We start from the raw sequence: 22,326 nt of genomic DNA on the forward strand, positions 1-22,326 counted from the left end.
GGTCGCCATGGCAGTCACCGACGAGGCGATCGAGAAGATCAAGGACATGATCGTCTCCGGCGCGCTGCGCCCGGGCGACCGGCTGCCCAAGGAGAGCGAGCTCGCCGCCGACCTGGGGCTGTCCCGCAACTCGCTGCGCGAGGCGGTGCGCGCGCTGTCGCTGATCCGCATCCTGGACGTACGGCAGGGCGACGGCACGTATGTGACGAGTCTCGACCCCCAGCTCCTGCTGGAGGCGCTGAGCTTCGTGGTCGACTTCCACCGCGACGACACGGTGCTGGAGTTCCTCGCGGTGCGCCGCATTCTGGAGCCGGCGGCCACCGCGATGGCCGCCCAGCGCATCAGCGAGCAGCAACTGGACGCGCTGGGAGCCCAGTTGGACAAGCTGGGCGACGATCCGTCGGTGGAGGAACTGGTCGCCTGCGACCTGGAGTTCCACAAGGGCATCGTACAGAGTTCCGGCAACTCCGTGCTCTGCTCCCTCCTGGACGGCCTGTCCGGCCCCACCACCCGGGCCCGTGTCTGGCGCGGCCTGACCCAGGAGGACGCCGTCAGCCGCACCCTCCACGAACACCGCGCCATCCTCGCCGCCCTGCGTGACCGCGACGCCGAGGCCGCCCGCTCCTGGGCGACGGTCCACATCGCGAGCGTCGAGCAGTGGCTGCGGTCGTCGCTGTGAGGCGGTGATCGCCCGCGCCCGGCGGGCGGCGCGTGTTTCCGCCGCGCGAACGGGGCATTGATCCGTTCACTCCCCCGTGCAAGGGGGCTGCGAAGGCCCCCTGGGCACGCCGTAAGGTTGGGGCGTACGCGAGGGCACGTCGGAAGGAGGCGCTGGGTGATCGAGCTGGAGGGGGTTCCCGAGCTGATCGACCCAGTCATGGTGGCCGCGTTCGAAGGCTGGAACGACGCCGGCGACGCCGCCTCCACCGCGGTCGCGCACCTGGACCGGGAGTGGAAGGGCGAGGTGTTCGCGGCGCTGGACGCCGAGGACTACTACGACTTCCAGGTCAACCGGCCCACGGTGTGGCTGGACGGCGGCGTACGCAAGATCACCTGGCCGACGACAAGGTTGTCGGTGGTGCGGGTCGGCGGCGAGAAGCCCCGCGATCTCGTGCTGGTCCGGGGGATCGAGCCGTCGATGCGGTGGCGCTCGTTCTGCAACGAGCTGCTGGGCTTCGCCCACGAACTGGGCGTGGAGCTGGTGGTGATCCTGGGCGCCCTGCTCGGCGACACCCCGCACACCCGTCCGGTCCCGGTCAGCGGGGTCACGTCGGACCCGGATCTCGCGCAGCGGATGGACCTGGAGGAGACCAAGTACGAGGGCCCGACGGGCATCGTCGGCATCCTCCAGGAGGCGTGCACGCACGCCGGGGTCCCGGCGGTGTCGCTGTGGGCCGCGGTGCCGCACTACGTGTCGCAGCCGCCGAACCCGAAGGCGACGCTGGCCCTCCTCAACCGCCTGGAGGACCTGATCGACGTGCGTATCCCGCTGGGCGAGCTGCCCGAGGACGCGCGCGCCTGGCAGGTGGGCGTGGACCAGCTGGCCGCCGAGGACAGCGAGGTCGCGGAGTACGTGCAGACGCTGGAGGAGGCGCGGGACACCGCGGAACTGCCCGAGGCGTCGGGTGAGGCGATCGCCCGCGAGTTCGAACGGTATCTGCGGCGCCGCGACGGCGGACCCACCGGTGCGGCCGGCGGGCACGCCACGGCCGACGGGGGCGACAGCCCCGGCGCGTGGAACCCGAAGGACAACCCCGGTGGCCGGGCGCGACCGCCGAAGCCGCCGCGGCCGGGCGCCGGCGACGACGAGGAGTCGTCGGAGGACTGATCGGCGCGGTCCCATGGCCGTGACCCGAGACCTGGTGCCGTGACCGTGACCGTGACCCGCGAGCTGGCCCCGTTCCCGTGGCCGTGACCCGAGACCTGGTCCCGTGGCCGGTGACCGTGGCCGGTGACCGTGGCCCCCGTGACCGGTGCCCCGGTGTGAGGACGTGTCACCGCGCCCCCCGTCCCCTGACGCGGGGCGCCGGGCGCGCGGGGAGCGCGGCGGACTCCCTCCTCCGTGCCGGTCCGTCGGGCGTCAGCCGCCGGTCAGCGCTCCACGGCGACGACCGTGTACGTCGTGTCCGGCGTCGGGGTCGTGGTGAAGCGGGCGTTGGGCAGGTACAGGCGGTTCTTGTGGGCGGCGACGGTCGTCGGGACGTCGAAGTCCGGGTCCGTGAGCCGGCCCTCGAAGACGCCGGTGCGGCCGTCCGCGGCGAGCTTGAACACGTCGATCGCGTTCTGACGGTTCTGCACGACGTACAGCCGCCGTCCGAGGAGCAGCAGGCCGTCGCCGTTGGTGAGGGGCGCGGAGTCCCCGAGGTCGACGAGCCGGGTGACGCCGGTGCGCGGGTCGACCCGGTGCAGTCCCCCGGCGCCGGACTGCACGACGAGCAGGGCCTTGCCGTCCGGGGTCCCGGTGATGCCGTTGGCGTTGACCGTCTCGCCGGGCGCCTGGGTCCAGTCGCCGCGCAGGGTGAGCGTGACGACGTCGTCCGCGTGCGGCAGCCCGCCGTTCCTGCCGAGCGGCAGCGCGTGGAGGGCCGGCTGGAACGAGTCGGTGAACCAGGCGGCGCGCGGGGTGAGGAAGACGTCGTTGGCGAAGGTGGGCGTGCTCGTGGTGAGCCGGTACGAGGCGAGGACCGCGCCGGTGCGTACGTCCACCACACGGGCGCCCTGGGCGCGTCCGGCGACGAACAGCCGCCCCCGTCCGTCGAGTTCGAGACCGACGGAGGGGGTGCCGGGCCCGGTGGAGATGATGCGGCCCTGTCCGGTGCGCAGGTCGGCGCGGTAGATGGAGCCGTCGCCGAGGGAGCCGAGGTAGGCGTAGGGGCCGCCGCCGATGGTGATGCCCTCGGGGCGGAAGCCGTTGGGGAGCGGGATGACGTCCGGCCAGGTCTTCCCGGCCGCCGCGGCGGTCCCGGCGGCCGACGTGCCGACGAGCAGGGCGCCCGCGGTGGCGGCCGATGCCGTGAGCAGTTGGCGTCGGCTGACGGGGTGTCGGGCGGAGAGGGGGGAGAACGGGGAGAGGGAGGAGCGGGATGAGGAGTGCGGGGGTACCACTGTGCGTCCCTTCCACGAAGGGACCGGCGGCTGGCCGGTCCGGCTTCGACTGACGTCTGTCACCCCATCACATGCCGCCCCGCCCCGCAGCCCTCGCCGACCGACCGACAGGGTCTCGACAGCCCCACGCCGGCCTCCTCGACACCCCCGCGTACGCGCGGGGAGCGGGCCGCGCGCGTGCGCGGGGCCCGATCCAACGGGAAAGGGGCGCCCCCTCCGTCCGGAGAGGGCGCCCCTCACGGCGACTCCGCCACGCCGCCCTGAGAGCGTCACGTGTGACGGCGGCTCACGCCTGTGCCGCCCGTGCGGAGTCGTGCCGACGGCGCACAGCCGTGCCGCCTGTGCAGAGTCGTTACTTCACAGGGCCACGCCGAGCAGGGCGTCCACGGCGCGGGAGACGACGCCGGGCGCCCCCTCGTCCGTACCGCCCTGCTCCTGCTGCAGCGCGGCCCAGCGGTCGACCGCAGCGAGCGCGGCGGGGGCGTCCAGGTCGTCGGCGAGGGCCTCGCGGATCTCCTCGACGAGGGCCTCGGCGGGCGGCCCGTCGGGCCGGGAGACGGCGGCACGCCACCGGCCCAGCCGGGCCACGGCATCCTCCAGGACCTGGTCGGTCCACTCCCAGTCGGCCCGGTAGTGGTGGGCGAGGAGCGCGAGCCGTATGGCCGCCGGGTCGACCCCGTCCTGGCGCAGCCGGGAGACGAAGACGAGGTTGCCCCTGGACTTCGACATCTTCTCGCCGTGCAGCGCCACCATGCCGGCGTGGACGTACGCCTTCGCCATGGGGAACTCGCCGGTCAGCACCTGGGCGTGCGAGGCACCCATCTCATGGTGCGGGAAGGCGAGGTCGGAGCCGCCGCCCTGCACGTCGAAGCCCATGCCGAGGTGGTCCAGGGCGATGGCGACGCACTCGATGTGCCAGCCGGGCCGGCCGCGGCCGAGGGAGCCGCCGTCCCAGCTGGGCTCGCCCTCGCGCGCGGCCATCCACAGCATCGGGTCGAGGGGGTTCTTCTTGCCGGGCCGGTCCGGGTCGCCGCCGCGCTCGGCGGACAGCAGCCGCATCGCCGCGGCGTCGAGGCCGGAGACCTCGCCGAAGTGGGGGTCGGACTCGACGGAGAAGTAGACGTCGCCGTCGAGTTCGTACGCGGCGCCCGCGTCGCGGAGCCGCTCGACGAGCGGGACGATGCCGGGGATGGCCTCGACGGCGCCGATGTAGTCCTGCGGCGGCAGCATCCGCAGGGCGGTCATGTCCTCGCGGAAGAGGGCGGTCTCCTTCTCGGCGAGGGCCGCCCAGTCGATGCCGTCGCGCTCGGCCCGCTCCAGCAGCGGGTCGTCGACGTCGGTGACGTTCTGGACGTAGTGAACCTGCCGCTTGGTGTCGAGCCACACGCGCTGAACGAGGTCGAACGCGTTGTAGGTCGCCGCGTGACCCAGGTGGGTCGCGTCGTACGGGGTGATGCCGCAGACGTAGATACGGGCGACGGGACCGGGGTCAAGGGTGACCAGACCGCCGGTCGCGGTGTCGTGGATCCTCAGGTCGCGGCCCTTGCCGGGCAGGACGGGGACCTCAGAAGCGGGCCAGGCATACATGCCACGAGCCTAACCCGATCCGTGCCGGGTTAAGCGGGGCGCCCGACGGCGCGAGGCTGCGCGGGGGACGCCGGGCCCGGAGGGCGGGGCGGACGGTGCGGCGGACCGCGCTGTCCGCCGCGCCCGTCCGGGGTTTCGCCGCGGGTTCGCTCACACCGGCGGCCAGGGGATCGCCGGCCATTGCCCGCTCGGTTCCGGGTGACGGCCGGTCCGCAGCAGCGCGGCGACCCGCTCCCTGGTGGCGTCCAGTTCGGCGGCCGTGATCAGGCACGACAGCTTCGCCGCCAGCGCGCCGCCGTCGCCGAGCGCGTCCCGCAGTCGCCTCAGCACGTCGACGGCCTCGTCCGTGAGGGGCTCCCCCGCCCATCCCCACAGCAGGGTCCGCAACTTGTTCTCGACGTTGAAGGTCACCCCGTGGTCGATGCCGTAGAGCCGGTCCTCGGCCGCGGGCAGGAGATGGCCGCCCTTGCGGTCGGCGTTGTTGATGACGGCGTCGAGGACGGCGAGGCGGCGCAGTCGCCGGTCGTCGGCGTGCACGAGGAGCGCGGTCCCGCCGTCGCCGACCTCGGCGAACCCGACGGCCTTCCAGCCCTCGCCCGCCTCCTCGCCGTCCACGAGGGCGAGCAGCTCCGATCCGGGCACGCCCTCGATCCACAGCTGGCACATGCCCTGCCCGTACGGGCCGTCACGCAGCACCGTGGGCGGTACGAGGCCCCACCCGGTCGCCTCGGACACCTCGTACGCGGCGACCTCGCGCTGCGCGAGCGTCCCGTCGGGGAAGTCCCACAGCGGGCGCTCCCCGGCGACGGGTTTGTAGACGCAGGCAGCCTCGCGTCCCTCGTACGACACCGAGCAGTACAGGACCGCGTTGGACGCCTCGCGCACCTGGCCGCGCACGGTCAGCTCGCCCTCGGCCAGCAGCTCGGCGGCCGAGATCCGCCCGTCGGAGGTCACGCCCCGCGGCGGTATCCGTTCTGGCGCGGACATACGTGTCCCTCCGGGTCGAGCGGCAGACTGCACAGCGGGCACGGCGGCCGGCCCGCGTTGACGACGTCGAGGGCGCGCTTGGCGAAGGCCCTGGCCTGCGCGCCGGTGAGGCGGACGCGGAGCATCGGCGGGCCGTTCTCCTCGTCCTGGAGGAGTCGCTCCTCCGCCTCGGCGAGGTCCTCCTCGGATTCGGCGTCCAGCTCCACCAGGGCCTGGGCCTCGACGATCATGCGCTGTTCGTCGCCGTCCCAGGCCAGGGCCATGGTGCCGACGCGGAACTCCTCCTCGATGGGGGTCTCCAGCGGTGCCGTGTCCGAGACCTCGGTGGGAGCGACGGCGGGTACCGGGGCACTGCCGCCGCTGCGCCGCACGACCTCGTCGAGCAACTCGTCCATGCGCTCGGCGAGCGCCGCAACCTGGGTCTTCTCCAGGGACACGCTGGTGACCCGCTGCCCTGAGGAGGCCTGCAGGAAGAAGGTCCGGCGCCCGGGCAGCCCGACCGTACCGGCCACGAAGCGGTCCGGGGGGTCGTAGAGGAACACCTGACGGGACACGTCCTGTCTCCATTGGAATCGACGTCGGGACCGGTCGCTCCGGCTGCTGACGGGTTCAGCTCCGTCGCGACCGCTTCACCCTACTGCGGTTGACGATCACGGTGCTCCCGCGCCGCCCCCGACGGCGGCGTCGCCGTGCGGGGGTTCCTCGCGCGGCGCCAGGGACGCGAAGTCCCCGGTGTCGCCGAGACGGACGAGAAACGGCCGCAGTCGTGTGTAACGGATCGCGGTGATGGAACACGGTTCGACAGAAATCCGCTGGAAGAGGTCCAGATGAAGTCCGAGTGCGTCCGCGACGAGCGACTTGATGATGTCGCCGTGGGAGCACATCACGTACACGGCGTCCGCTCCGTGGTCGCGCTCCACGCGCGCGTTCCACTCCCGTACCGCCTCCGCGGCGCGGTGCTGCATCTCCCGCATCGACTCCCCGCCGGGGAACTGCACGGCGGTCGGGTGCGACTGGACGACCTGCATCAGCGGCTCGTCGGCGAGTTCGGCGAGCTTGCGGCCGGACCAGTCGCCGTAGTGGCACTCGCCGATGCGGTCGTCGGTGTGCGGCGTCAGCTCGGGCCGGGCCCCCAGGAGGGGACGGATCGTCTCCTGGCAGCGCTGGAGGGGACTGGTGACGACCTCGGAGATCGGCAGCCCGGCGAGTCGGCCGGGCAGCGCCGCGGCCTGCGCGGTGCCGCGCTCGTCGAGGGCGACGCCGGGCGTCCACCCGGCGAGCACCCCATCGGTGTTGGCGGTGGACCGGCCGTGCCGGACAAGGATCAACGTGGGCATGCGGCCCAGCCTAAGGGCTGTCCCGTGATCCCCGGCGGGCGCACGACGCCGGCTACGGCACCTCGCCGCGTTGTCGGAACTCCCGCATACATCCAGTACGCGGACGCCCCTCCGCCCTGCGATGCACCGCATCCCACGCCGTGCGCTGATCCACCGCGGATCACCGGACAGCCCTTACGTGCTGGCGTCAAACTCCCGCCTGCCCCGCGACGCCCCTTAGGTGGCTCCCCCCGTCGAGAAAGGAACTCCCCGTGATCGTCGACTGCGCCGTCTATCGGGACGGCCACCGTACCGAGGGACCCGGCGACCTCTCCGAGGCACTGGCCGCCGCGCGTGCCTCGGGCGGCTTCGTGTGGATCGGTCTGCACGAGCCGACGGAGAAGGAGTTCGCCCTCGTCAGTGAGGAGTTCGCGCTGCATCCGCTGGCCGTCGAGGACGCTCTGAAGGCACACCAGCGGCCGAAGCTCGAGGTGTACGACGACTCGCTGTTCGTCGTGCTGAAGCCGGTCGTGTACGAGCCGGCCGAGGACACGGTGAGCACCGACGAGATCATGGTGTTCCTCGGTGACGCCTTCGTGGTGACCGTCCGCCACGGCGGCGGCTCGCCCCTGAACGCCGTACGGCGGCGGCTGGAGCAGGAGCCGGAACTGCTGGGCGAGGGGCCCACGTCGGTGCTGTACGCGATCACGGACGCCACGGTCGACCACTACCTGGAGGTGGCGACCGAGCTCCAGACGGACCTGGAGGAACTGGAGACGGAGGTCTTCTCCCCCGACGTCGGCGGCTCCCGGAACACGGCGTCGCGGATCTACACCTTCAAGCGTCAGGTGCTGGAGTTCCGCCGCGCCACCGGCCCGCTCGCCGCGCCCCTGACCCGCCTCTCCGGCCAGGGCGCCGCCGGTGCCGCGGTGCCCTTCGTGAACGAGGGGGCCCGGCCCTTCTTCCGTGACGTCAGCGACCACCTCACCCGGGTGAACGAGTCCGTCGAGGGCCTCGACCGGCTGGTGTCCGACATCCTCTCGGCGCACCTCGCGCAGATGAGCGTCCAGCAGAACGACGACATGCGGAAGATCTCCGCCTGGGCGGCCATGGCGGCGATCCCCACGATGGTCGCCGGGGTCTACGGCATGAACTTCGAGCACATGCCCGAGCTGCGCTGGGTGTGGTCGTACCCGGTGGTGATCGCGGTGACGGCCGCGCTGGAGGTGCTGGTGTACCGGCTCTTCAAGCGGCGGGGCTGGCTGTGACGGCCGGGCCGCCGCGCGCGGGGCGGGCGGGGCTGCGCCACGCACGCGAGCGGCCGGCCGTGCCCGGGGGCTCAGGCGAACTCGGGTGCCGCCGTCGCCGGTCCGCCGAGCGCGTCGCGGCGCGCCGGCATCTGCAGGGTGACCATGCGGCGCCAGCCGAGGACCCGCTCGTAGGCGTAGACCGCGTGGATGCCCGCCGCGAGCACGGCGGACTTGGCCTTCGGCCAGCCGAGGACGCGCCCCATGTGGGCCATGACGGCAAGGCTGACGTCGCGGTACACGGCGATCTCGGCGAGGGCGCACTCGCGCAGCGTCCGCTGGATGAGGCGGCCGTGTCCGGCGGCGGCGAACCGCAGGAGTTCCTCGTGGGTGTACGCGAGGTGGTTGTCCTCGTCGTCGGAGATCATCCGGACGGCCTTGCCGATCTCCGGGTGGTCGGCGAAGTGCTTGCGCAGCAGCACCATCTGCTCGGAGGCACGCTGTTCGGTGACGCGGCTGTGGGACAGGTAGACGATGATGTCCCGCACCGTGAGGGCCTGGTCGGCCTTGAGTTTCTCGTGGGCCAGACCGATGCCCCTGCGCTCCAGGAGCATCGTGTAGTCGGTGTCCGGCGGGACCTCCACCGGTTCGAGGCCGCGTTTCCTCATCAGGGCGTTGAAGATCCGTCCGTGCTTGTCCTCGTCCGCGCCGTGACGGGTGATCCTGGGGGCGAGCGCGCGCTGGCTCTCCGGGACGAGCGCGGCGATGCGCGCGTTCTCCCAGCCGCCCTGCGACTCGCCGCTGGCGGCGATGGAGCAGAACAGCCGGAACGACTCGTCGTCGTCGATGATCTCCTGGAACAGGCTCTTGGCCGAAAGCATCTGAGGCACCTCTCTGCAGGACCCTGAGAACCGAGTCAAATGGGGTACCAGCGGTCGGGCAACAGCAGTGTCGGACAAATCCGCCGAACGAAGGACGACAGGGCCGCGAGAACGCGTAACCGGGAGGGACGGTGGCGCGTTGTGTTCCATGACGGCCGTGGCGGGGAAGACCCCCGAGCCCCCACCACGGCCGTAGAACTTCTCCGGGCCGGCGTGCGCGCCGGCCGCTCCCGTTACGCGAGCCCGGCCCGCTCCAGGGCCTCGGTGCCGGCCCGCAGCGAGGCGATCCGCTCGTCCAGGGTGAAGCCCGCGGGCGCCAGCGTGAGGGTGGTGACGCCGGCCGCCGCGTAGGCCTTCATACGGTCGGCGATGCGCTCCACGGAGCCGAGGAGGGTCGTCTGGTCGATCAGCTCGTGCGGGATCGCGGCCGCGGCGCCCGCCTTGTCGCCGCCGAGGTACTTGTCCTGGATCTCGGCGGCCTCCTTCTCGTAGCCCATGCGGCGGGCGAGCTGGTTGTAGAAGTTCTGCTTGCGGCTGCCCATGCCGCCGACGTACAGCGCGGTGTACGGGCGGAAGGTGTCGGCGAGCGTCGTGACGTCCTTGTCGTCGCCGACGGCGATCGGCAGCGTCGGGCACACGTCGAAGCCGTCGAGGGTCTTGCCGGCCTTCTCGCGTCCCGCGCGCAGGTGCGTGACGGCCGTGTCCTCCAGGTGCGCGGCCGACGGGAAGATCAGCAGCGCGCCGTCGGCGATCTCACCGGTCTGTTCCAGGTTCTTCGGACCGATCGCCGCGATGTACAGCGGGATGTGCTCGCGCGTGGGATGCACGGTCAGCTTGAGGGGCTTGCCGGGGCCGCCGGGCAGGGGCAGCGTCCAGTGCTCGCCCTCGTGCGACAGGCGCTCGCGGGTCATCGCCTTGCGGATGATCTCGACGTACTCGCGGGTGCGGGCGAGCGGCTTGTCGAACTTCACGCCGTACCAGCCCTCGGAGACCTGCGGCCCGGAGACCCCGAGGCCGAGGCGGAACCGGCCGCCGGAGAGCGAGTCCAGGGTCGCGGCCGTCATGGCGGTCATGGCCGGCTGGCGGGCCGGGATCTGGAAGATGGCCGAGCCCACGTCGATGCGTTCGGTCTTGGCGGCGACCCAGCTGAGCACGGTGGCGGCGTCCGAGCCGTACGCCTCCGCCGCCCAGCACACCGCGTAGCCGAGGCGGTCGGCCTCCTGGGCCACGGCCAGGTTGTCCCCGTCCATTCCGGCGCCCCAGTAACCGAGGTTGATGCCGAGCTTCATGTAGACCCGCCTTCCCCTTACCGATCAGTAACGTGCTTGTCCCGCCGACCATACCGGGGGGAGGCGGCCGTGGGGCGCGCGCGGGTGCGTCGGGGCTGGTCGCACGGTTGCCCGGTCCCTGGGGAAATCGGTTGTCCACAGGCCCCCACACGGCGAACTCCGGACAGTAGTGTCGGCGTCCATGGAGCAGAGGCATCTCGGCCGTACCGGCCTGCGTGTGTCCCGGATCGGGCTCGGCACCCTGACGTGGGGCCGTGACACGGACGAGCATGACGCCGCGGACATGTTGAAGGTGTTCTGGGAGGCGGGCGGCACCCTCGTCGACACGGCGGACGTGTACGGCGACGGCGAGGCCGAGTATCTGCTCGGCCAGCTGATGGACGGCCTCGTACCCCGCCGTGACCTGGTCATCTCCACCAAGGCCGGCAGCGTCCCCGACCCCGACCGCCGCTTCGACGGCTCCCGCGGTCATCTCCTCGCCGCCCTCGACGCCTCCCTGGCCCGCCTCGGCACCGACCACGTCGACCTCTGGCACCTCCACGCCTTCGACCCCGAGACCCCGCTGGAGGAGACGCTCCACGCCCTCGACCTGGCCGTCAGCAGCGGCCGCGCCCGCTACGCCGGGGTCTCCAACTTCTGCGGCTGGCAGCTCGCGAAGGCGGCCACCTGGCAGCTCGCCGCTCCGGGCATACGCACCCGGCTGGCCAGTACGCAGATGGAGTACTCCCTGCTCCAGCGCGGCGTCGAGCGCGAGGTGCTGCCGGCCGCGCTGGACCTCGGGGTGGGGCTGCTCCCGTCCTCGCCGCTGGGCCGGGGGGTCCTGACCGGCAAGTACCGGCACGCCACACCGCCGGACTCGCGGGGCGGCTCGGAGCACATGGCCCGGTTCGTCGCGCCGTACCTCGACGACACGGCGAGCAGCATCGTCGACGCGGTGCAGACCGCCGCGGACGGGCTCGCCGTGACGCCGCTGCAGGTCGCCCTCGCCTGGGTGCGGGACCGGCCGGGCGTGGCCGCGCCCATCGTCGGCGCGCGCAACGCCCTCCAGCTCACGGCGGCGTTGTCAGTGGAGACCCTTAGTCTTCCTGACGAGATCTGCCGGGCGCTCGACGACGTGTCGGCGCCCGTGCACCGCTATCCCGATCACGACTGGAGCACGCTGTGAGCACGGAGCCCGCGACCACGGAGCCGGACGAGCCGGGGGGCCGGGCCGACCGAGCCCCCGACGCCGGGGCACCGGAGGCCGAGGGCACACCCGACGACCACGGCACGCCACCCGCGACGGCGCCGACGACGGACGACGGAAGCCCCGGGGTCACGGAGAGCGGGGACGCCGAGGGGGCCGGGGGGACGACCGGTGCCACGGGCGGCCCGGAGGACGTGGCCGACGCGGCGGCTGCCGCGGAGACCGGCGCCGGCGCGTCCGACCTGTCCGAGGCGCAGGCCGAGTTGGCGGCGCAGAAGCTGGAGCGGGAGCGGATCGAACGGCGCAAGGCCGAGAAGAAAGGGCCCATCACGGCGGGCGCCAAGCTCAGCGGCACGGCGGCCGACCTGCTGGCGGCCGTACGGGCCGTGGAGGGCGGGCAGAAGCCCTCGGCCACCGTCTTCGCGGAACCGGAGCCCGCGCCCCGGCGGCCCGCGCCGGAACCGGTGAGGCGCCCGCAGCCGGTGGCCGCCCCCGTCGCCGCCGCTCCGTCCGGCGAGACCGTCGAGTCGGTGCGGGCGGTGCTGACCGAGGGCGGTGCCCCGCAGACGCTGGCTCCGCAGGTCGCCGAGACGCTCGGCGAGGGCGCCGGCGACCTGCTGCGCGAGGACCCCTGGCAGTTGCTGCGGGTCCCCGGGGTCCGGCCCGAACAGGCCGACGGGTTCGCGCGGGCGCTGCTCGGCGCGGAGTGCGGACCGGACGACGAGCGGCGCGGCCGGGCGGTCACCGTATGGCTGCTGGAGCAGGCCGCCGTCGCGGGACACACCGCGCTGGAGGTCCCGGCGCTCACCGCCGCGCTCGCCCAGCGCGCGGTGCCGGACCCGGACGAGGCCGTGCAGAGCGCCGTCGCCGAGGGCGAGGCACTGATCTTCCAGGACGCGCTCGACGACGCCCCGGCCGTCACGGCGGCCACCGACGCCGAGGACGACGAGGAGGACCGGGAGCGCCCCGTGCGCGTCCTGGTCGGTCTGGAGCGTTATGCCCTCGCCGAGGAGAGCCTCGCCGACGGCCTCGCCCGGATCGTGAACTCCCCGCCCAAGGACGACACCGCGGACTGGGCGTCCGCGGCCGGGTCGGCGCCCCGGCCCGCCGCCGAGCTGATCCGCGCCGTCGCCGGGCACGGGCTCGTCCTGCACACCGGCGGCGAGGCGGCCCGCGCCGAACCCGCCGCGCTGGTCGCCGCCGCGCGGGCCCTCGGGCTGCGGGCGTGGGCGGCCACGCACAGCACGGACGGCAGACGGCGGTTCGCCGCGCTGCTGGACGCCGCCGGGACGGGCGGCGCGGCCCCCGCCGACGCCAACACCCCCGCGGACGCCGGGGAGAGCGGTTCCCCGGTGGTCACGGTGGGCGGGCTGCTGGCCGGGGTCGAGGGGCCCGGCAGGGACGGCGAGGGCGCGTTCGCCCTCGATCTGCTCGTGGTGCTGGACGCGCCGCAGCTCGACGTGGAGACCGCCGCCGTCCTGGCCGAGTCGCTGCCCGACGGGGCTCGGCTGGTGCTCAGCGGTGATCCGGGGGTGCTGTGGTCCGCGGGACCGGGGCGGGTGTTCGCGGACCTCCTCGCCGCCCGGGCCTGCCCGCAGGTCTCCTCACGGACCCCGGACCCCGGCCCTCTCGGTGAGCTGGTCTCCGGGATCGGGATCGGAGAGCTGAACCAGGTGGCGGCGCCCGGCAAGGAGGTCGTGATCGTGCCGGTGCGGGACGCCGGGGAGGCCGTGCACCGGACCGTGCAGCTCGTCGTCGACTCCGTGCCGAGGGCCTTCGGCGTCCCGGCCGCGCAGGTGCAGGTGATCACCCCCGGGCACGGGGGCGCGGCGGGCACCCGTGCGCTGAACGCGGCGCTGAAGGAGCGGCTGAACCCCGGGCAGGGCCGCTTCGGCGGGTTCGACCCCGGTGACCGTGTCGTCCACTCCCCCGTGCCGGGCCGTGCGACGCCGGGGCGCGTCGTCAGGGCCGACGCGGAGGGGCTGCACCTGGAGTGCGCGGAGGGCGCCGTCGTCGTGCCGAAGGAGCGGGTCGAGACGGCCGTACGGCACGGGTGGGCGCTCACGGCGCACCAGGCGGTGGGGCATCGGTGGCAGGCTGCGGTGGTGGTCCTGCCGGGTGACGCGGGCGCGGCGCTCAGCCGTCCCTGGGTCTACACCGCGTTCTCCCGTGCGGAGCGGCACCTGTCCGTGGTCCACGGGGTGGAGCAGACGCTGCCCCGCGCGGTCGCCGAGGTCCCCCCGAAGCCCCGGACGACCCGCCTGCCGGCCCTGCTCAAGGCACAGGTACCCACTGCAGGCTGAGCCGGGGAGCAGCCCGATCGGCCGGGGGCGACCCGCGGTCGCGCTCCCGCCGGGGGCCCGATCCCGCGGGCACCCGGCGGTCCGGTCCCGTCCGCGCTACCGGTCCGTGTCCAGCGGCTCCAACTCGTCGTCCGGATCCTCGTCGAGGTCGAGCTCGTCGTCGAGTTCCTCGACGTCACCCTCGGCGTCGTCCTCGTCCTCGTCGAAGACCGCGCTGACGTCGAAGCGGCAGACGACCCGCTGGGGGTCGACGTTCTCGAACGGGGCCTCCAGCCACTCCCCTGGATCGGCCGTGTCGTCCCCGGCGGTGACCCAGAGGGTGGAGTCGCCCTCCTCCAGGCCGAACTCCTTGTGCCGGGAGGCGATCTCGTCCGCTTCGAACTCGCCGAACAGCACACCCAGGGCGCCGTGGACGGTGGCCGACGCCGCGTCGTCGCCGACGCCGACGGCGGACGGCTCGTCGGCCGCCTCCACCCGCTGCGCCTGCGCCCGCAAACGCTGCGGCTCCACCACCGTGTAGTCCCGCCGGATCAGCACGCTCAGCGCGCTCGGCTCCTCGGGGCCGGTGTACGGCGGCATGTCCTCGGTGCCGGGGATCTCGAAGGGAGTGACCTCGTCGTAGCGGTCGTAGAGCAGTTCGTCGTACTCCTCGGCGGCCGCGGCCAGCTCGTTGAACGCCTCGTAGACGGCCGGGTCGTCCTCACCCGACCGGCGTTCGACCGCGGCCAGGTGGCGGTCGAGCGCGGTCTTGACCGCCTCGGCGGCGGCGCGTACCTCGGCAGCGGTGGGCTGCGCAGCATCAGACATAGTGCAGACGCTATCCGTACCGGGCCCCAGCCCGCACAATAGATACCGATGCCGGAATACGAATTTGTCGACGTGTACGTACCGCGCGGGGTCTCCCGCAAGGACGCCACACGCCTGCTGACGGACCATGCCGAGTACGGACACTGGGAGTTGGACCGACTGAGTCTGCTGCGCGACGGCAGCCGCCGGGTGCGGTTGCGCCGACGGATCATCCGCCAGGTGCGGGCCACGTGGTGATGTGAGCAGACCGAAACGGAGCGGGCCCCGCTGGTGCGGGGCCCGCTCCGTTTCGTGGGCTCGGGTCCGGTCTACCGGACGGTGGCCCGGGCCTTGCGGTAGATCAGCGCGCCCCCGAGGAGCGTGCCGGCGCCCACCGACAGGGCGAGACCGAGCGGAACCTCGGCGCCGGTCTGGGCGAGCTGCCCGACCGGACCGGGCTGGGTGACCGTACGGGTACCCGGCGTGTTCGGCTCACCACCGGGGCCGGGGCCACCGGGGTTGCCGGGGTTGCCGGGCTCACCGGGCTGTCCCGGCTCGCCGGGCTGCTCCGGGCCGGGCGGGTTCTGCGGGCCGCCGGGGTTCTCGGGCGACCCTCCACCGCCGGGGTTCCCGCAGTCGTTGCCGGTCGTGCCGTTGCCGAGGCCGATGACGCTGACGCTGTTGCCGCAGGCGTTGACCGGGATGTCGATGGGGATCTGCACGTGGTTGCCGGAGCCGACGCCCGGGGAGCCGTCGGTGTGTCCGCCCGCGTGGGATCCGCCGCCGTGGGAGGAGCCGTGGCCGCCGCCATGGTGGCCGCCCCCGCCGTTGGAACAGTCGTTGCCCGTGGCCGGGTTGCCGACGCCGACCACGTTGACGCTGTTGCCGCAGGCGTTGACCGGTACGTGCACCGGGGCCTGGACATGGTTGCCCGAGGCGACGCCGGGCGAGCCACCGGCGTGCCCCTGGGCGCGGGAGCCGCCGTGCGACGATCCGGAACCACCGGCGTGCTTGCCGGTCTTGACGCCGTTGGAGCACTTGTTGCCGGACGCGGGGTTCAGCAGCCCGACTGCACTGACGGTGTTGCCGCAGACGTTGACCTCGGCCTCCACCGGGGCCTGCACGGTGTTGCCGGAGAGGACGCCGGGCGAGTTGGTCGCGGAACCCTGGGCGGCGGAGTCGGCGTGCGCGTAACCGCCGGCCGCGGCGAGGACGCCGGACGCGGCCGCCATCGTCATCAGGCCCTTGCGGGTGACCTGTCGCATCTCTGAATTACCTGCCTTAGCCGTATGGTCTGATCTTCTTCACCTTGTCCGGGGAACCGGTCGGCCCCGGAGTGCATGGCGCGCACTCCGGGGCCAACGGTTATCGGACCCTCACCGGGTGAGGCACAACGTCACTTGTTGATGCAGGTGTTGCCGAAGGCGGGGTTCAGCAGCCCGATCACGTTGATCGTGTTGCCGCACACGTTCACGGGCACGTGAACGGGCACCTGGACGACGTTGCCGGACGCGACACCCGGGGAACCGACAGCGGCACCCTGGGCGCCGGCGTCGGCAACAGCCAGACCCGCACCCGCGAGCACGAGACCACCGGTGGCAGCCGCAGCAGCGACGACCTTCTTGATCATTATTCCTCCTTGTTGGCAAAGCGACCCCGAGTAGCGAGCCGCATCACGTGTAACGAGGAGGGATGAATGGAGCTACGAGCTTATGTTTCGATTCACCCGTCCCGGTTGATCGTCGTACGCGCTGCCGAATAAACGGCGTCGCGGAGGAAGGCGCGGTAGAAGGCACGGAAGAGGCTGCGGAAGAAGGTCAGGACGCGTCGATGAAACGGTCGAGCACGCGCACACCGAACTTCAGGCCCTCCACGGGCACCCGCTCGTCGACGCCGTGGAACATGCCCGCGAAGTCCAGCTCCGGCGGCAGCTTCAGCGGGGCGAAGCCGAAGCCGCGGATCCCGAGGTCGTCGAAGGACTTGGCGTCCGTACCGCCGGAGAGCATGTACGGCACGGCCTTCGCGGCCGGGTCCTCGGCGACCAGCGCCGACTGCATGGCGTCCACGAGGGCTCCGTCGAAGGACGTCTCCAGCGCCTTGTCGGAGTGCACGTCCTCGCGCCGCACCTTGGGCCCGAGGATCTTGTCGAGGTCGGCGAGGAACTCCTCCTCGAAGCCGGGCAGGAACCGCCCGTCGACGTGCGCGGTGGCCTCGCCGGGGATGACGTTGACCTTGTAGCCGGCGCCGAGCTGGGTGGGGTTGGCGGTGTTGCTGAGGGTGGCGCCGATGAGCTTGGCGATGCCGCCGAGCCTGGCGAGGGTGCCCTCCATGTTCTCCGGGTCCAGCTCGGTGCCCAGCGCGTCGCCGAGTTCGTCGAGGAAGGCGCGCGTGGTCTTGGTGACGCGTACCGGGAACGTGTGGCGGCCGAGGCGGGCGACGGCCTCGGACAGCTCGGTGATGGCGTTGTCGCGGTGGATCATCGAGCCGTGGCCCGCGGTGCCGGCCACCGTCAGCTTCATCCAGTGCATGCCCTTCTCGGCCGTCTGGATCAGGTACAGCCGCCGCTGCTCGCTGACGGTGAAGGAGAACCCGCCGACCTCGCTGATCGCCTCGGTGACGCCCTCGAAGAGGTCGGGGTGGTTCTCGACCAGGTACTTGGCGCCGTACGTGCCGCCGGCCTCCTCGTCGGCAAGGAAGGCGAGGACGATGTCGCGCGGGGGCTTGCGGCCGCTGCGCAGCCGGTCCCGGACGACCGCGAGGGTCATCGCGTCCATGTCCTTCATGTCGACCGCGCCCCGGCCCCACACGCAGCCGTCGGCGATCTCACCGGAGAAGGGGTGGTGGGTCCAGTCGTCGGCGTTGGCCGGAACGACGTCGGTGTGGCCGTGGATGAGCAGCGCGGGCCGGGACGGGTCCTCGCCCTCGATACGGGCCACCGTCGAGGCGCGCCCCGGGTGCGACTCGAAGATCCTCGGTTCGAGACCCACCTCGGAGAGCTTCTCCGCGACGTACTCGGCGGCCTTGCGTTCGCCCGGCCCCGAGTGGTCGCCGAAGTTGCTGGTGTCGATCTGGATCAGCTCGCGGCAGAGGTCCACGACCTCGTCCTCGCCGGTCACGCGCCTGGCCGTGTCCGTCTCGCTCACGCTGCTTCCTCCCGCTGTCGCTGCTGGTGGTTCCCCCTCATCCTCCTCCTGCCCGGGCTCCCGCCCCAAGAGCGGGAGCGGCCCGTCACACGCCGTTCACGCCGGGGACCTCAGGGAACGGGGGTGATCGAAGGCCCTCGAAAGCCTGGTAATGTTTCCTCTGTCGCCGCGGGGGAAGCCCCGCACGACAGACACCTTGTCCGGGTGGCGGAATGGCAGACGCGCTAGCTTGAGGTGCTAGTGCCCTTTATCGGGCGTGGGGGTTCAAGTCCCCCCTCGGACACACAGGGGCGAAGGCCGCGACCGTCAGGTCGCGGCCTTCGTGCGTGTGGTGCGGGCAGTGTGGGAGATGTCTCCTCTCGCCGGGAAAACACCAGCTCACGACGGATGCCCGAGGTCTGCGGGTTGCTTCCCGGATGCGCCCTCTTGGCCGATACGACAGGCCGTGGTCACGTGAGCACTAGAGTATGGGGCTTGTTCGGCGCCGGGACGGAAACATCCCCAGGCAGACCTGCGGGCCCGCCGGCGCCCCCCGGATCGTCCGGGTGTGAAAGGCGAGGATCCGATGGCCGCCGTGTACGACAGTCCCGAGCTGACCCTGTTGGAGGGGGAACCGGCGGAGGTACTCGACGGGCCGGCCCGGTTCTCGGCGGGGCCCGCCGCCTCCCCCCGCACCCTCGTCGACGTCTTCGAGGCGTCCGTGCGGTCGTTCCCCGACGAGCCCGCGCTGGACGACGGCACACGGCGGCTCACCTACCGGGCGCTGGCCATGGAGGTGGAGCGGCTGCGCCGGCGACTGGGCGCGGCGGGCGTCGGGCTCGGGGACCGGGTCGGGGTGCGGGTGCCGTCGGGCACCAACGACCTGTACGTGGCGATCCTCGCGGTGCTGGCCGCCGGGGCCGCGTACGTCCCGGTGGACGCCGAGGACCCCGACGAGCGCGCCGAGCTGGTGTTCGGCGAGGCCGGGGTGCGGGCCGTCGTCGGCGCCCGGCACGAGCTGACCGTCCACGGCGTGTCCGGCTCACCCGCCGCGCGGCCCGGGGTCGAGCACGACGCGTGGATCATTTTCACCTCCGGGTCGACCGGGAGGCCCAAGGGCGTCGCCGTGAGCCACCGCAGCGCCGCCGCGTTCGTGGACGCCGAGGCGGAGCTGTTCCTGGCCGAGGAGCCGATCGGGCCCGGTGACCGGGTCATGGCCGGGCTCTCGGTGGCGTTCGACGCGTCCTGCGAGGAGATGTGGCTGGCCTGGCGGTACGGGGCCTGCCTGGTGCCGGTGCCGCGCGCGCAGGTCAGGAGCGGTGCCGATCTGGGGCCGTGGCTGGTCGAGCAGGAGATCAGCGTGGTGTCGACGGTGCCCACGCTCGCGGCGCTGTGGGAACCGGAGACCCTCGACGACGTCCGGCTGCTGATCTTCGGCGGGGAGGCCTGCCCGCCGGAGCTGGCGCAGCGGCTGGTGACGGAGGGGCGCGAGGTCTGGAACACGTACGGGCCGACCGAGGCGACCGTCGTCGCGTGCGCGTCGCTGATGAACGGTGCGGAGCCGGTCCGGATCGGGCTGCCGCTCAACGGCTGGGAGCTGGCCGTCGTCGACGAGGCCGGGGAGCCGGTGCCGATGGGCGGCAGTGGGCAGCTGGTGATCGGCGGGGTGGGGCTCGCGCGGTACCTGGACCCCGAGAAGGACGCGGAGAAGTACGCGCCGCTTCCCTCGCTGGGCTGGGAGCGCGCCTACCGCAGCGGTGACCTGGTGCGGGCCGAGCCGCAGGGGCTGGTCTTCCTCGGGCGGGCCGACGAGCAGATCAAGCTGGGCGGGCGCCGGATCGAGCTGGGCGAGGTGGACGCCTCGCTGCGGGGCCTGCCCGGGGTCGCGGGCGCCGCGGCCGCCGTACGGACCGCGCGGAGCGGGAACCAGCTGCTGGTCGGCTATGTGGTCACCCAGGACGGGTGGGACCGGGCGGCGGCCGTGGAGCGGCTGCGCGCGGAGCTGCCGGCGGCGCTGGTGCCGCTGCTGGCGCAGGTCGGGGACCTGCCGACCCGGACGTCGGGGAAGGTCGACCGGGACGCGCTGCCGTGGCCGCTGCCGGAGCTGGACGGCGGGCCGGCCGAGCAGTTGTACGGCACCGAGGCGTGGCTCGCCGAGCAGTGGGCCGAGGTGCTGGGTGCGCCGGTGGGCGGCGCCGACGACGACTTCTTCGCGATCGGCGGCGGCAGTCTGGCGGCCGCGCAGCTGACGACGCGGCTGCGGAGCCGGTATCCGAGCGTGGCGGTGCTGGACGTCTACCAGCGGCCGACGCTGCGGAAGCTGGCCCGGTACCTGGAGGAGTCGGCGCAGGGGGACGGTGCGCGGCGGGCCGTGGTGCCCGTGCCCGTGCGGGCGCGGGTCCTGCAGTTGCTGCTGCTGGTGCCGCTGTTCACGCTGCTGGGGCTGCGGTGGGTGGTCCCGCTGGCGGCGCTGGGGAATCTGCTCGGGTCGTACGCGTGGCTGCCGACGGCGCCCTGGTGGGCCGTGGTGGCGGGGGCGCTGGTGCTCTTCACGCCGCCGGGGCGGCTCGCGGTCGCCGCGGGCGGGGCGCGGCTGCTGCTGCGCGGGGTCCGTCCGGGGCGGTACGCGCGGGGCGGGAGCGTGCATCTGCGGCTGTGGGCAGCGGAGCGGCTGGCCGAGTTCAGCGGGGCGACGTCGCTGACCGGGGTGTGGCTGGAGCGGTACGCGCGGGCCCTGGGCGCCAAGGTGGGCGCCGAGGTCGATCTGCACACGCTGCCGCCGGTGACCGGGCTGCTGAAGCTCGGGCGGGGCGCGGCCGTGGAGTCGGAGGTGGACCTGTCCGGGTACTGGCTGGACGGGGACCGGCTGGAGATCGGCGCCGTGAAGGTGGGCGCCGGCGCGGTGGTCGGGACGCGGAGCATGCTGCTGCCGGGGGCGCGGGTCGGCAAGCGGGCCGAGGTGGCGCCGGGGTCCGCGGTGGCCGGGCAGATCCCCACCGGGCAGCGCTGGGCCGGGGCCCCGGCGGTCAAGCTGGGCAGGGCGAAGCGGAACTGGCCGAAGGAGCGTCCGCGGCGGGGCCCGGTCTGGCGGGCCGCGTACGGGGCGACCGGTGTCGGGCTGACCGCGCTGCCGGTGCTCGCCGGGGTCGCCGCGCTGATGGTCCTGGCGCTGTTCGTGGCGCCGGGGGCCGGGCTCGGACGGGCCGTGCGGGGCGCGGCGGTGGGTCTGGTGCCCGCGACGCTGGCGTTCGGGGCGGCGTACGCGCTGTTGCTGCTCGTGGCCGTGCGGGTGCTGAGCCTGGGGCTGCGGGAGGGCACGCATCCGACGCACAGCCGGGTCGGCTGGCAGGCGTGGACGGTGACGCAGCTGATGGACCGGTCGCGGGAGACGCTGTTCCCGCTGTACGCCGGGCTGGTGACGCCGGTGTGGCTGCGGCTGCTCGGGATGCGGATCGGGAAGGGCGCGGAGGTGTCCACGGTGCTGGCGCTGCCGAGTCTGACGACGGTCGGCGACGGGGCGTTCCTCGCGGACGACACGCTGACGGCGCCGTACGAGCTGGGGGGCGGCTGGATGCGGATCGGGCGGGCGGAGATCGGGCGGCGGGCGTTCCTCGGGAACTCGGGGATGACCGCGCCGGGGCGTTCCGTGCCGGAGGGCGGGCTGGTCGGGGTGCTGTCGGCGACACCGAAGAAGGCGAAGAAGGGCAGCTCGTACCTGGGGCTGCCGCCGATGAAGCTGCCGCGGGCGGCGGCCGCCGGTGACCAGAGCCGGACGTACGAGCCGGCGGCGCGGCTGCTGTGGGCGCGGGCGCTGGTGGAACTGTGCCGGATCGTGCCGGTGTTCTGCTCGGCGGGGCTGGCGCTGCTGACCGTGGCGGTGCTGAGCGCGCTGGGGGGCTGGGGGTGGCTGCTCGGCGGGCCGGTGCTGCTGGGCGCGGGCGCGGTGGGGTGCGCGCTGTCGGTGGTGGCGAAGTGGCTGCTGGTGGGGCGGCACCGCGGTGGCGAGCATCCGCTGTGGAGCGGGTTCGTGTGGCGCAACGAGCTGGCGGACACCTTCGTGGAGGTGGTGGCCGTGCCGTGGCTGGCCGGGTCGGTGCCCGGTACGCCGCTGATGAACGTGTGGCTGCGCGGGCTCGGGGCGCGGATCGGCAGGGGGGTGTGGGTGGAGAGCTACTGGCTGCCCGAGACCGATCTGGTGACGCTCGGCGACGGCGCCACGGTGAACCGGGGATGCGTGCTGCAGACGCACCTCTTCCACGACCGGATCTTGCGGACGGATACTGTGGAACTCCGTGAGGGCGCCACGTTGGGCCCGGGCGGGATCGTCCTGCCCGGCAGTGTGGTCGGGGCCCGTACCACGCTGGGTCCGGCGTCGCTGGTCATGGCGGCGGAGTCCGTCCCGGACGACACCCGGTGGCTGGGCAACCCGATCGAGGTGTGGCGGCCCTGAGTGCCGTGTCCGCGACGCCGGGGGACGATGGACGTCGTACGACAGCGGAGCGGGGAGCAGAAGCGGC

18 protein-coding genes and 1 tRNA gene are annotated in these 22,326 nt (G+C 73.2%); 8 read left to right on the plus strand and 11 right to left on the minus strand.

Annotated features, from left to right (window positions below; all coding sequences use genetic code 11):
- The first annotated feature begins 7 nt into the window (after window positions 1-7).
- Together GSY65_RS06655 and GSY65_RS06660 are read left to right on the plus strand one after the other, a co-directional pair.
- Window positions 8-679 (plus strand): FadR/GntR family transcriptional regulator, encoded by a 672-nt coding sequence (locus GSY65_RS06655; RefSeq protein WP_159766431.1) that lies wholly within the window; start codon window positions 8-10, stop codon window positions 677-679.
- 156 nt (window positions 680-835) lie between these two features.
- On the plus strand, window positions 836-1,828 hold the full coding sequence (locus GSY65_RS06660) for a PAC2 family protein (RefSeq protein WP_159766432.1): 993 nt from the start codon (window positions 836-838) through the stop codon (window positions 1,826-1,828).
- Between the two features lie 263 nt (window positions 1,829-2,091).
- Here GSY65_RS06660 and GSY65_RS06665 read toward each other — a convergent pair whose 3' ends face one another.
- The 5 genes from GSY65_RS06665 to GSY65_RS06685 all read right to left on the minus strand — a co-directional run bounded on the left by GSY65_RS06665 (window position 2,092) and on the right by GSY65_RS06685 (window position 7,016).
- Window positions 2,092-3,105, minus strand: coding sequence for a superoxide dismutase (locus tag GSY65_RS06665; protein ID WP_159766433.1), 1,014 nt, complete (start codon window positions 3,103-3,105; stop codon window positions 2,092-2,094).
- 357 nt (window positions 3,106-3,462) lie between these two features.
- Window positions 3,463-4,692 carry a cysteine--1-D-myo-inosityl 2-amino-2-deoxy-alpha-D-glucopyranoside ligase gene (gene mshC, locus GSY65_RS06670; protein ID WP_159766434.1) on the minus strand — a complete coding sequence of 410 codons (1,230 nt, stop codon included), beginning with the start codon at window positions 4,690-4,692 and terminating at the stop codon, window positions 3,463-3,465.
- A gap of 150 nt (window positions 4,693-4,842) precedes the next feature.
- The gene (locus tag GSY65_RS06675) at window positions 4,843-5,679 is read right to left on the minus strand and encodes an SCO1664 family protein (RefSeq protein ID WP_201452463.1); all 837 of its coding nucleotides are present in this window, start codon (window positions 5,677-5,679) and stop codon (window positions 4,843-4,845) included.
- Complete coding sequence (locus GSY65_RS06680) at window positions 5,643-6,233, minus strand: DUF3090 domain-containing protein (protein WP_159766435.1); 591 nt, start codon at window positions 6,231-6,233, stop codon at window positions 5,643-5,645. Before GSY65_RS06680 ends, GSY65_RS06675 begins: the two co-directional genes overlap by 37 nt.
- Before the next feature lie 96 nt (window positions 6,234-6,329).
- A complete protein-coding gene (locus GSY65_RS06685; protein ID WP_159766436.1) occupies window positions 6,330-7,016 on the minus strand; it encodes a histidine phosphatase family protein in 687 nt (228 codons plus the stop codon).
- A gap of 251 nt (window positions 7,017-7,267) precedes the next feature.
- Here GSY65_RS06685 and corA point away from each other — a divergent pair, with 251 nt between their 5' ends.
- Window positions 7,268-8,263 carry a magnesium/cobalt transporter CorA gene (corA, locus tag GSY65_RS06690; RefSeq protein WP_159766437.1) on the plus strand — a complete coding sequence of 332 codons (996 nt, stop codon included), beginning with the start codon at window positions 7,268-7,270 and terminating at the stop codon, window positions 8,261-8,263.
- 71 nt (window positions 8,264-8,334) lie between these two features.
- Here the strand turns inward: corA and GSY65_RS06695 are convergent, their stop codons facing one another.
- Together GSY65_RS06695 and GSY65_RS06700 are read right to left on the minus strand one after the other, a co-directional pair.
- Complete coding sequence (locus tag GSY65_RS06695; RefSeq protein WP_159766438.1) at window positions 8,335-9,123, minus strand: ferritin-like domain-containing protein; 789 nt, start codon at window positions 9,121-9,123, stop codon at window positions 8,335-8,337.
- A gap of 233 nt (window positions 9,124-9,356) precedes the next feature.
- A complete protein-coding gene (locus GSY65_RS06700; RefSeq protein WP_159766439.1) occupies window positions 9,357-10,412 on the minus strand; it encodes an LLM class F420-dependent oxidoreductase in 1,056 nt (351 codons plus the stop codon).
- 181 nt (window positions 10,413-10,593) lie between these two features.
- On the opposite strand from GSY65_RS06700, the gene GSY65_RS06705 reads away from it, so the two are divergent.
- Together GSY65_RS06705 and GSY65_RS06710 are read left to right on the plus strand one after the other, a co-directional pair.
- Window positions 10,594-11,577: an aldo/keto reductase gene (locus GSY65_RS06705; protein ID WP_159766440.1), complete on the plus strand. Its 984-nt coding sequence runs from the start codon at window positions 10,594-10,596 to the stop codon at window positions 11,575-11,577.
- Window positions 11,574-13,901 (plus strand): helix-hairpin-helix domain-containing protein, encoded by a 2,328-nt coding sequence (locus tag GSY65_RS06710; protein ID WP_159766441.1) that lies wholly within the window; start codon window positions 11,574-11,576, stop codon window positions 13,899-13,901. Before GSY65_RS06705 ends, GSY65_RS06710 begins: the two co-directional genes overlap by 4 nt.
- Before the next feature lie 96 nt (window positions 13,902-13,997).
- On the opposite strand, the gene GSY65_RS06715 is transcribed toward GSY65_RS06710, so the two are convergent.
- On the minus strand, window positions 13,998-14,708 hold the full coding sequence (locus GSY65_RS06715) for a hypothetical protein (RefSeq protein ID WP_159766442.1): 711 nt from the start codon (window positions 14,706-14,708) through the stop codon (window positions 13,998-14,000).
- 48 nt (window positions 14,709-14,756) lie between these two features.
- On the opposite strand from GSY65_RS06715, the gene GSY65_RS06720 reads away from it, so the two are divergent.
- Window positions 14,757-14,945: a DUF5703 family protein gene (locus tag GSY65_RS06720; protein ID WP_005485166.1), complete on the plus strand. Its 189-nt coding sequence runs from the start codon at window positions 14,757-14,759 to the stop codon at window positions 14,943-14,945.
- Between the two features lie 71 nt (window positions 14,946-15,016).
- On the opposite strand, the gene GSY65_RS34465 is transcribed toward GSY65_RS06720, so the two are convergent.
- From GSY65_RS34465 to GSY65_RS06735, 3 genes are all read right to left on the minus strand, one after another.
- Window positions 15,017-15,952, minus strand: coding sequence for a chaplin (locus tag GSY65_RS34465; protein ID WP_159766443.1), 936 nt, complete (start codon window positions 15,950-15,952; stop codon window positions 15,017-15,019).
- A gap of 131 nt (window positions 15,953-16,083) precedes the next feature.
- Window positions 16,084-16,317 (minus strand): chaplin ChpH, encoded by a 234-nt coding sequence (gene chpH / locus GSY65_RS06730; RefSeq protein ID WP_055714145.1) that lies wholly within the window; start codon window positions 16,315-16,317, stop codon window positions 16,084-16,086.
- A gap of 187 nt (window positions 16,318-16,504) precedes the next feature.
- On the minus strand, window positions 16,505-17,830 hold the full coding sequence (locus GSY65_RS06735; RefSeq protein ID WP_159766444.1) for a M20/M25/M40 family metallo-hydrolase: 1,326 nt from the start codon (window positions 17,828-17,830) through the stop codon (window positions 16,505-16,507).
- A gap of 198 nt (window positions 17,831-18,028) precedes the next feature.
- Between GSY65_RS06735 and GSY65_RS06740 the strand changes: the two genes are divergently transcribed.
- A tRNA-Leu gene (locus GSY65_RS06740) sits at window positions 18,029-18,113 on the plus strand.
- 282 nt (window positions 18,114-18,395) lie between these two features.
- Window positions 18,396-22,259 carry a Pls/PosA family non-ribosomal peptide synthetase gene (locus GSY65_RS06745; RefSeq protein ID WP_159775667.1) on the plus strand — a complete coding sequence of 1,288 codons (3,864 nt, stop codon included), beginning with the start codon at window positions 18,396-18,398 and terminating at the stop codon, window positions 22,257-22,259.
- Window positions 22,260-22,326 lie beyond the last annotated feature (67 nt).

The organism is Streptomyces sp. HM190 (assembly GCF_009857135.1).
Taxonomy (GTDB): Bacteria; Actinomycetota; Actinomycetes; order Streptomycetales; family Streptomycetaceae; genus Streptomyces; species Streptomyces heilongjiangensis.

Bases quoted from the DNA above. Each gene is read 5' to 3' on its own strand.
- GSY65_RS34465 (WP_159766443.1), bottom strand. From the start codon at position 15,952: ATGCGACAGGTCACCCGCAAGGGCCTGATGACGATGGCGGCCGCGTCC.
- GSY65_RS06720 (WP_005485166.1), top strand. From the start codon at position 14,757: ATGCCGGAATACGAATTTGTCGACGTGTACGTACCGCGCGGGGTCTCC.
- GSY65_RS06745 (WP_159775667.1), top strand. From the start codon at position 18,396: ATGGCCGCCGTGTACGACAGTCCCGAGCTGACCCTGTTGGAGGGGGAA.
- GSY65_RS06675 (WP_201452463.1), bottom strand. From the start codon at position 5,679: ATGTCCGCGCCAGAACGGATACCGCCGCGGGGCGTGACCTCCGACGGG.
- GSY65_RS06715 (WP_159766442.1), bottom strand. From the start codon at position 14,708: ATGTCTGATGCTGCGCAGCCCACCGCTGCCGAGGTACGCGCCGCCGCC.
- GSY65_RS06700 (WP_159766439.1), bottom strand. From the start codon at position 10,412: ATGAAGCTCGGCATCAACCTCGGTTACTGGGGCGCCGGAATGGACGGG.
- GSY65_RS06655 (WP_159766431.1), top strand. From the start codon at position 8: ATGGCAGTCACCGACGAGGCGATCGAGAAGATCAAGGACATGATCGTC.
- mshC (WP_159766434.1), bottom strand. From the start codon at position 4,692: ATGTATGCCTGGCCCGCTTCTGAGGTCCCCGTCCTGCCCGGCAAGGGC.
- GSY65_RS06685 (WP_159766436.1), bottom strand. From the start codon at position 7,016: ATGCCCACGTTGATCCTTGTCCGGCACGGCCGGTCCACCGCCAACACC.
- GSY65_RS06695 (WP_159766438.1), bottom strand. From the start codon at position 9,123: ATGCTTTCGGCCAAGAGCCTGTTCCAGGAGATCATCGACGACGACGAG.
- GSY65_RS06705 (WP_159766440.1), top strand. From the start codon at position 10,594: ATGGAGCAGAGGCATCTCGGCCGTACCGGCCTGCGTGTGTCCCGGATC.
- chpH (WP_055714145.1), bottom strand. From the start codon at position 16,317: ATGATCAAGAAGGTCGTCGCTGCTGCGGCTGCCACCGGTGGTCTCGTG.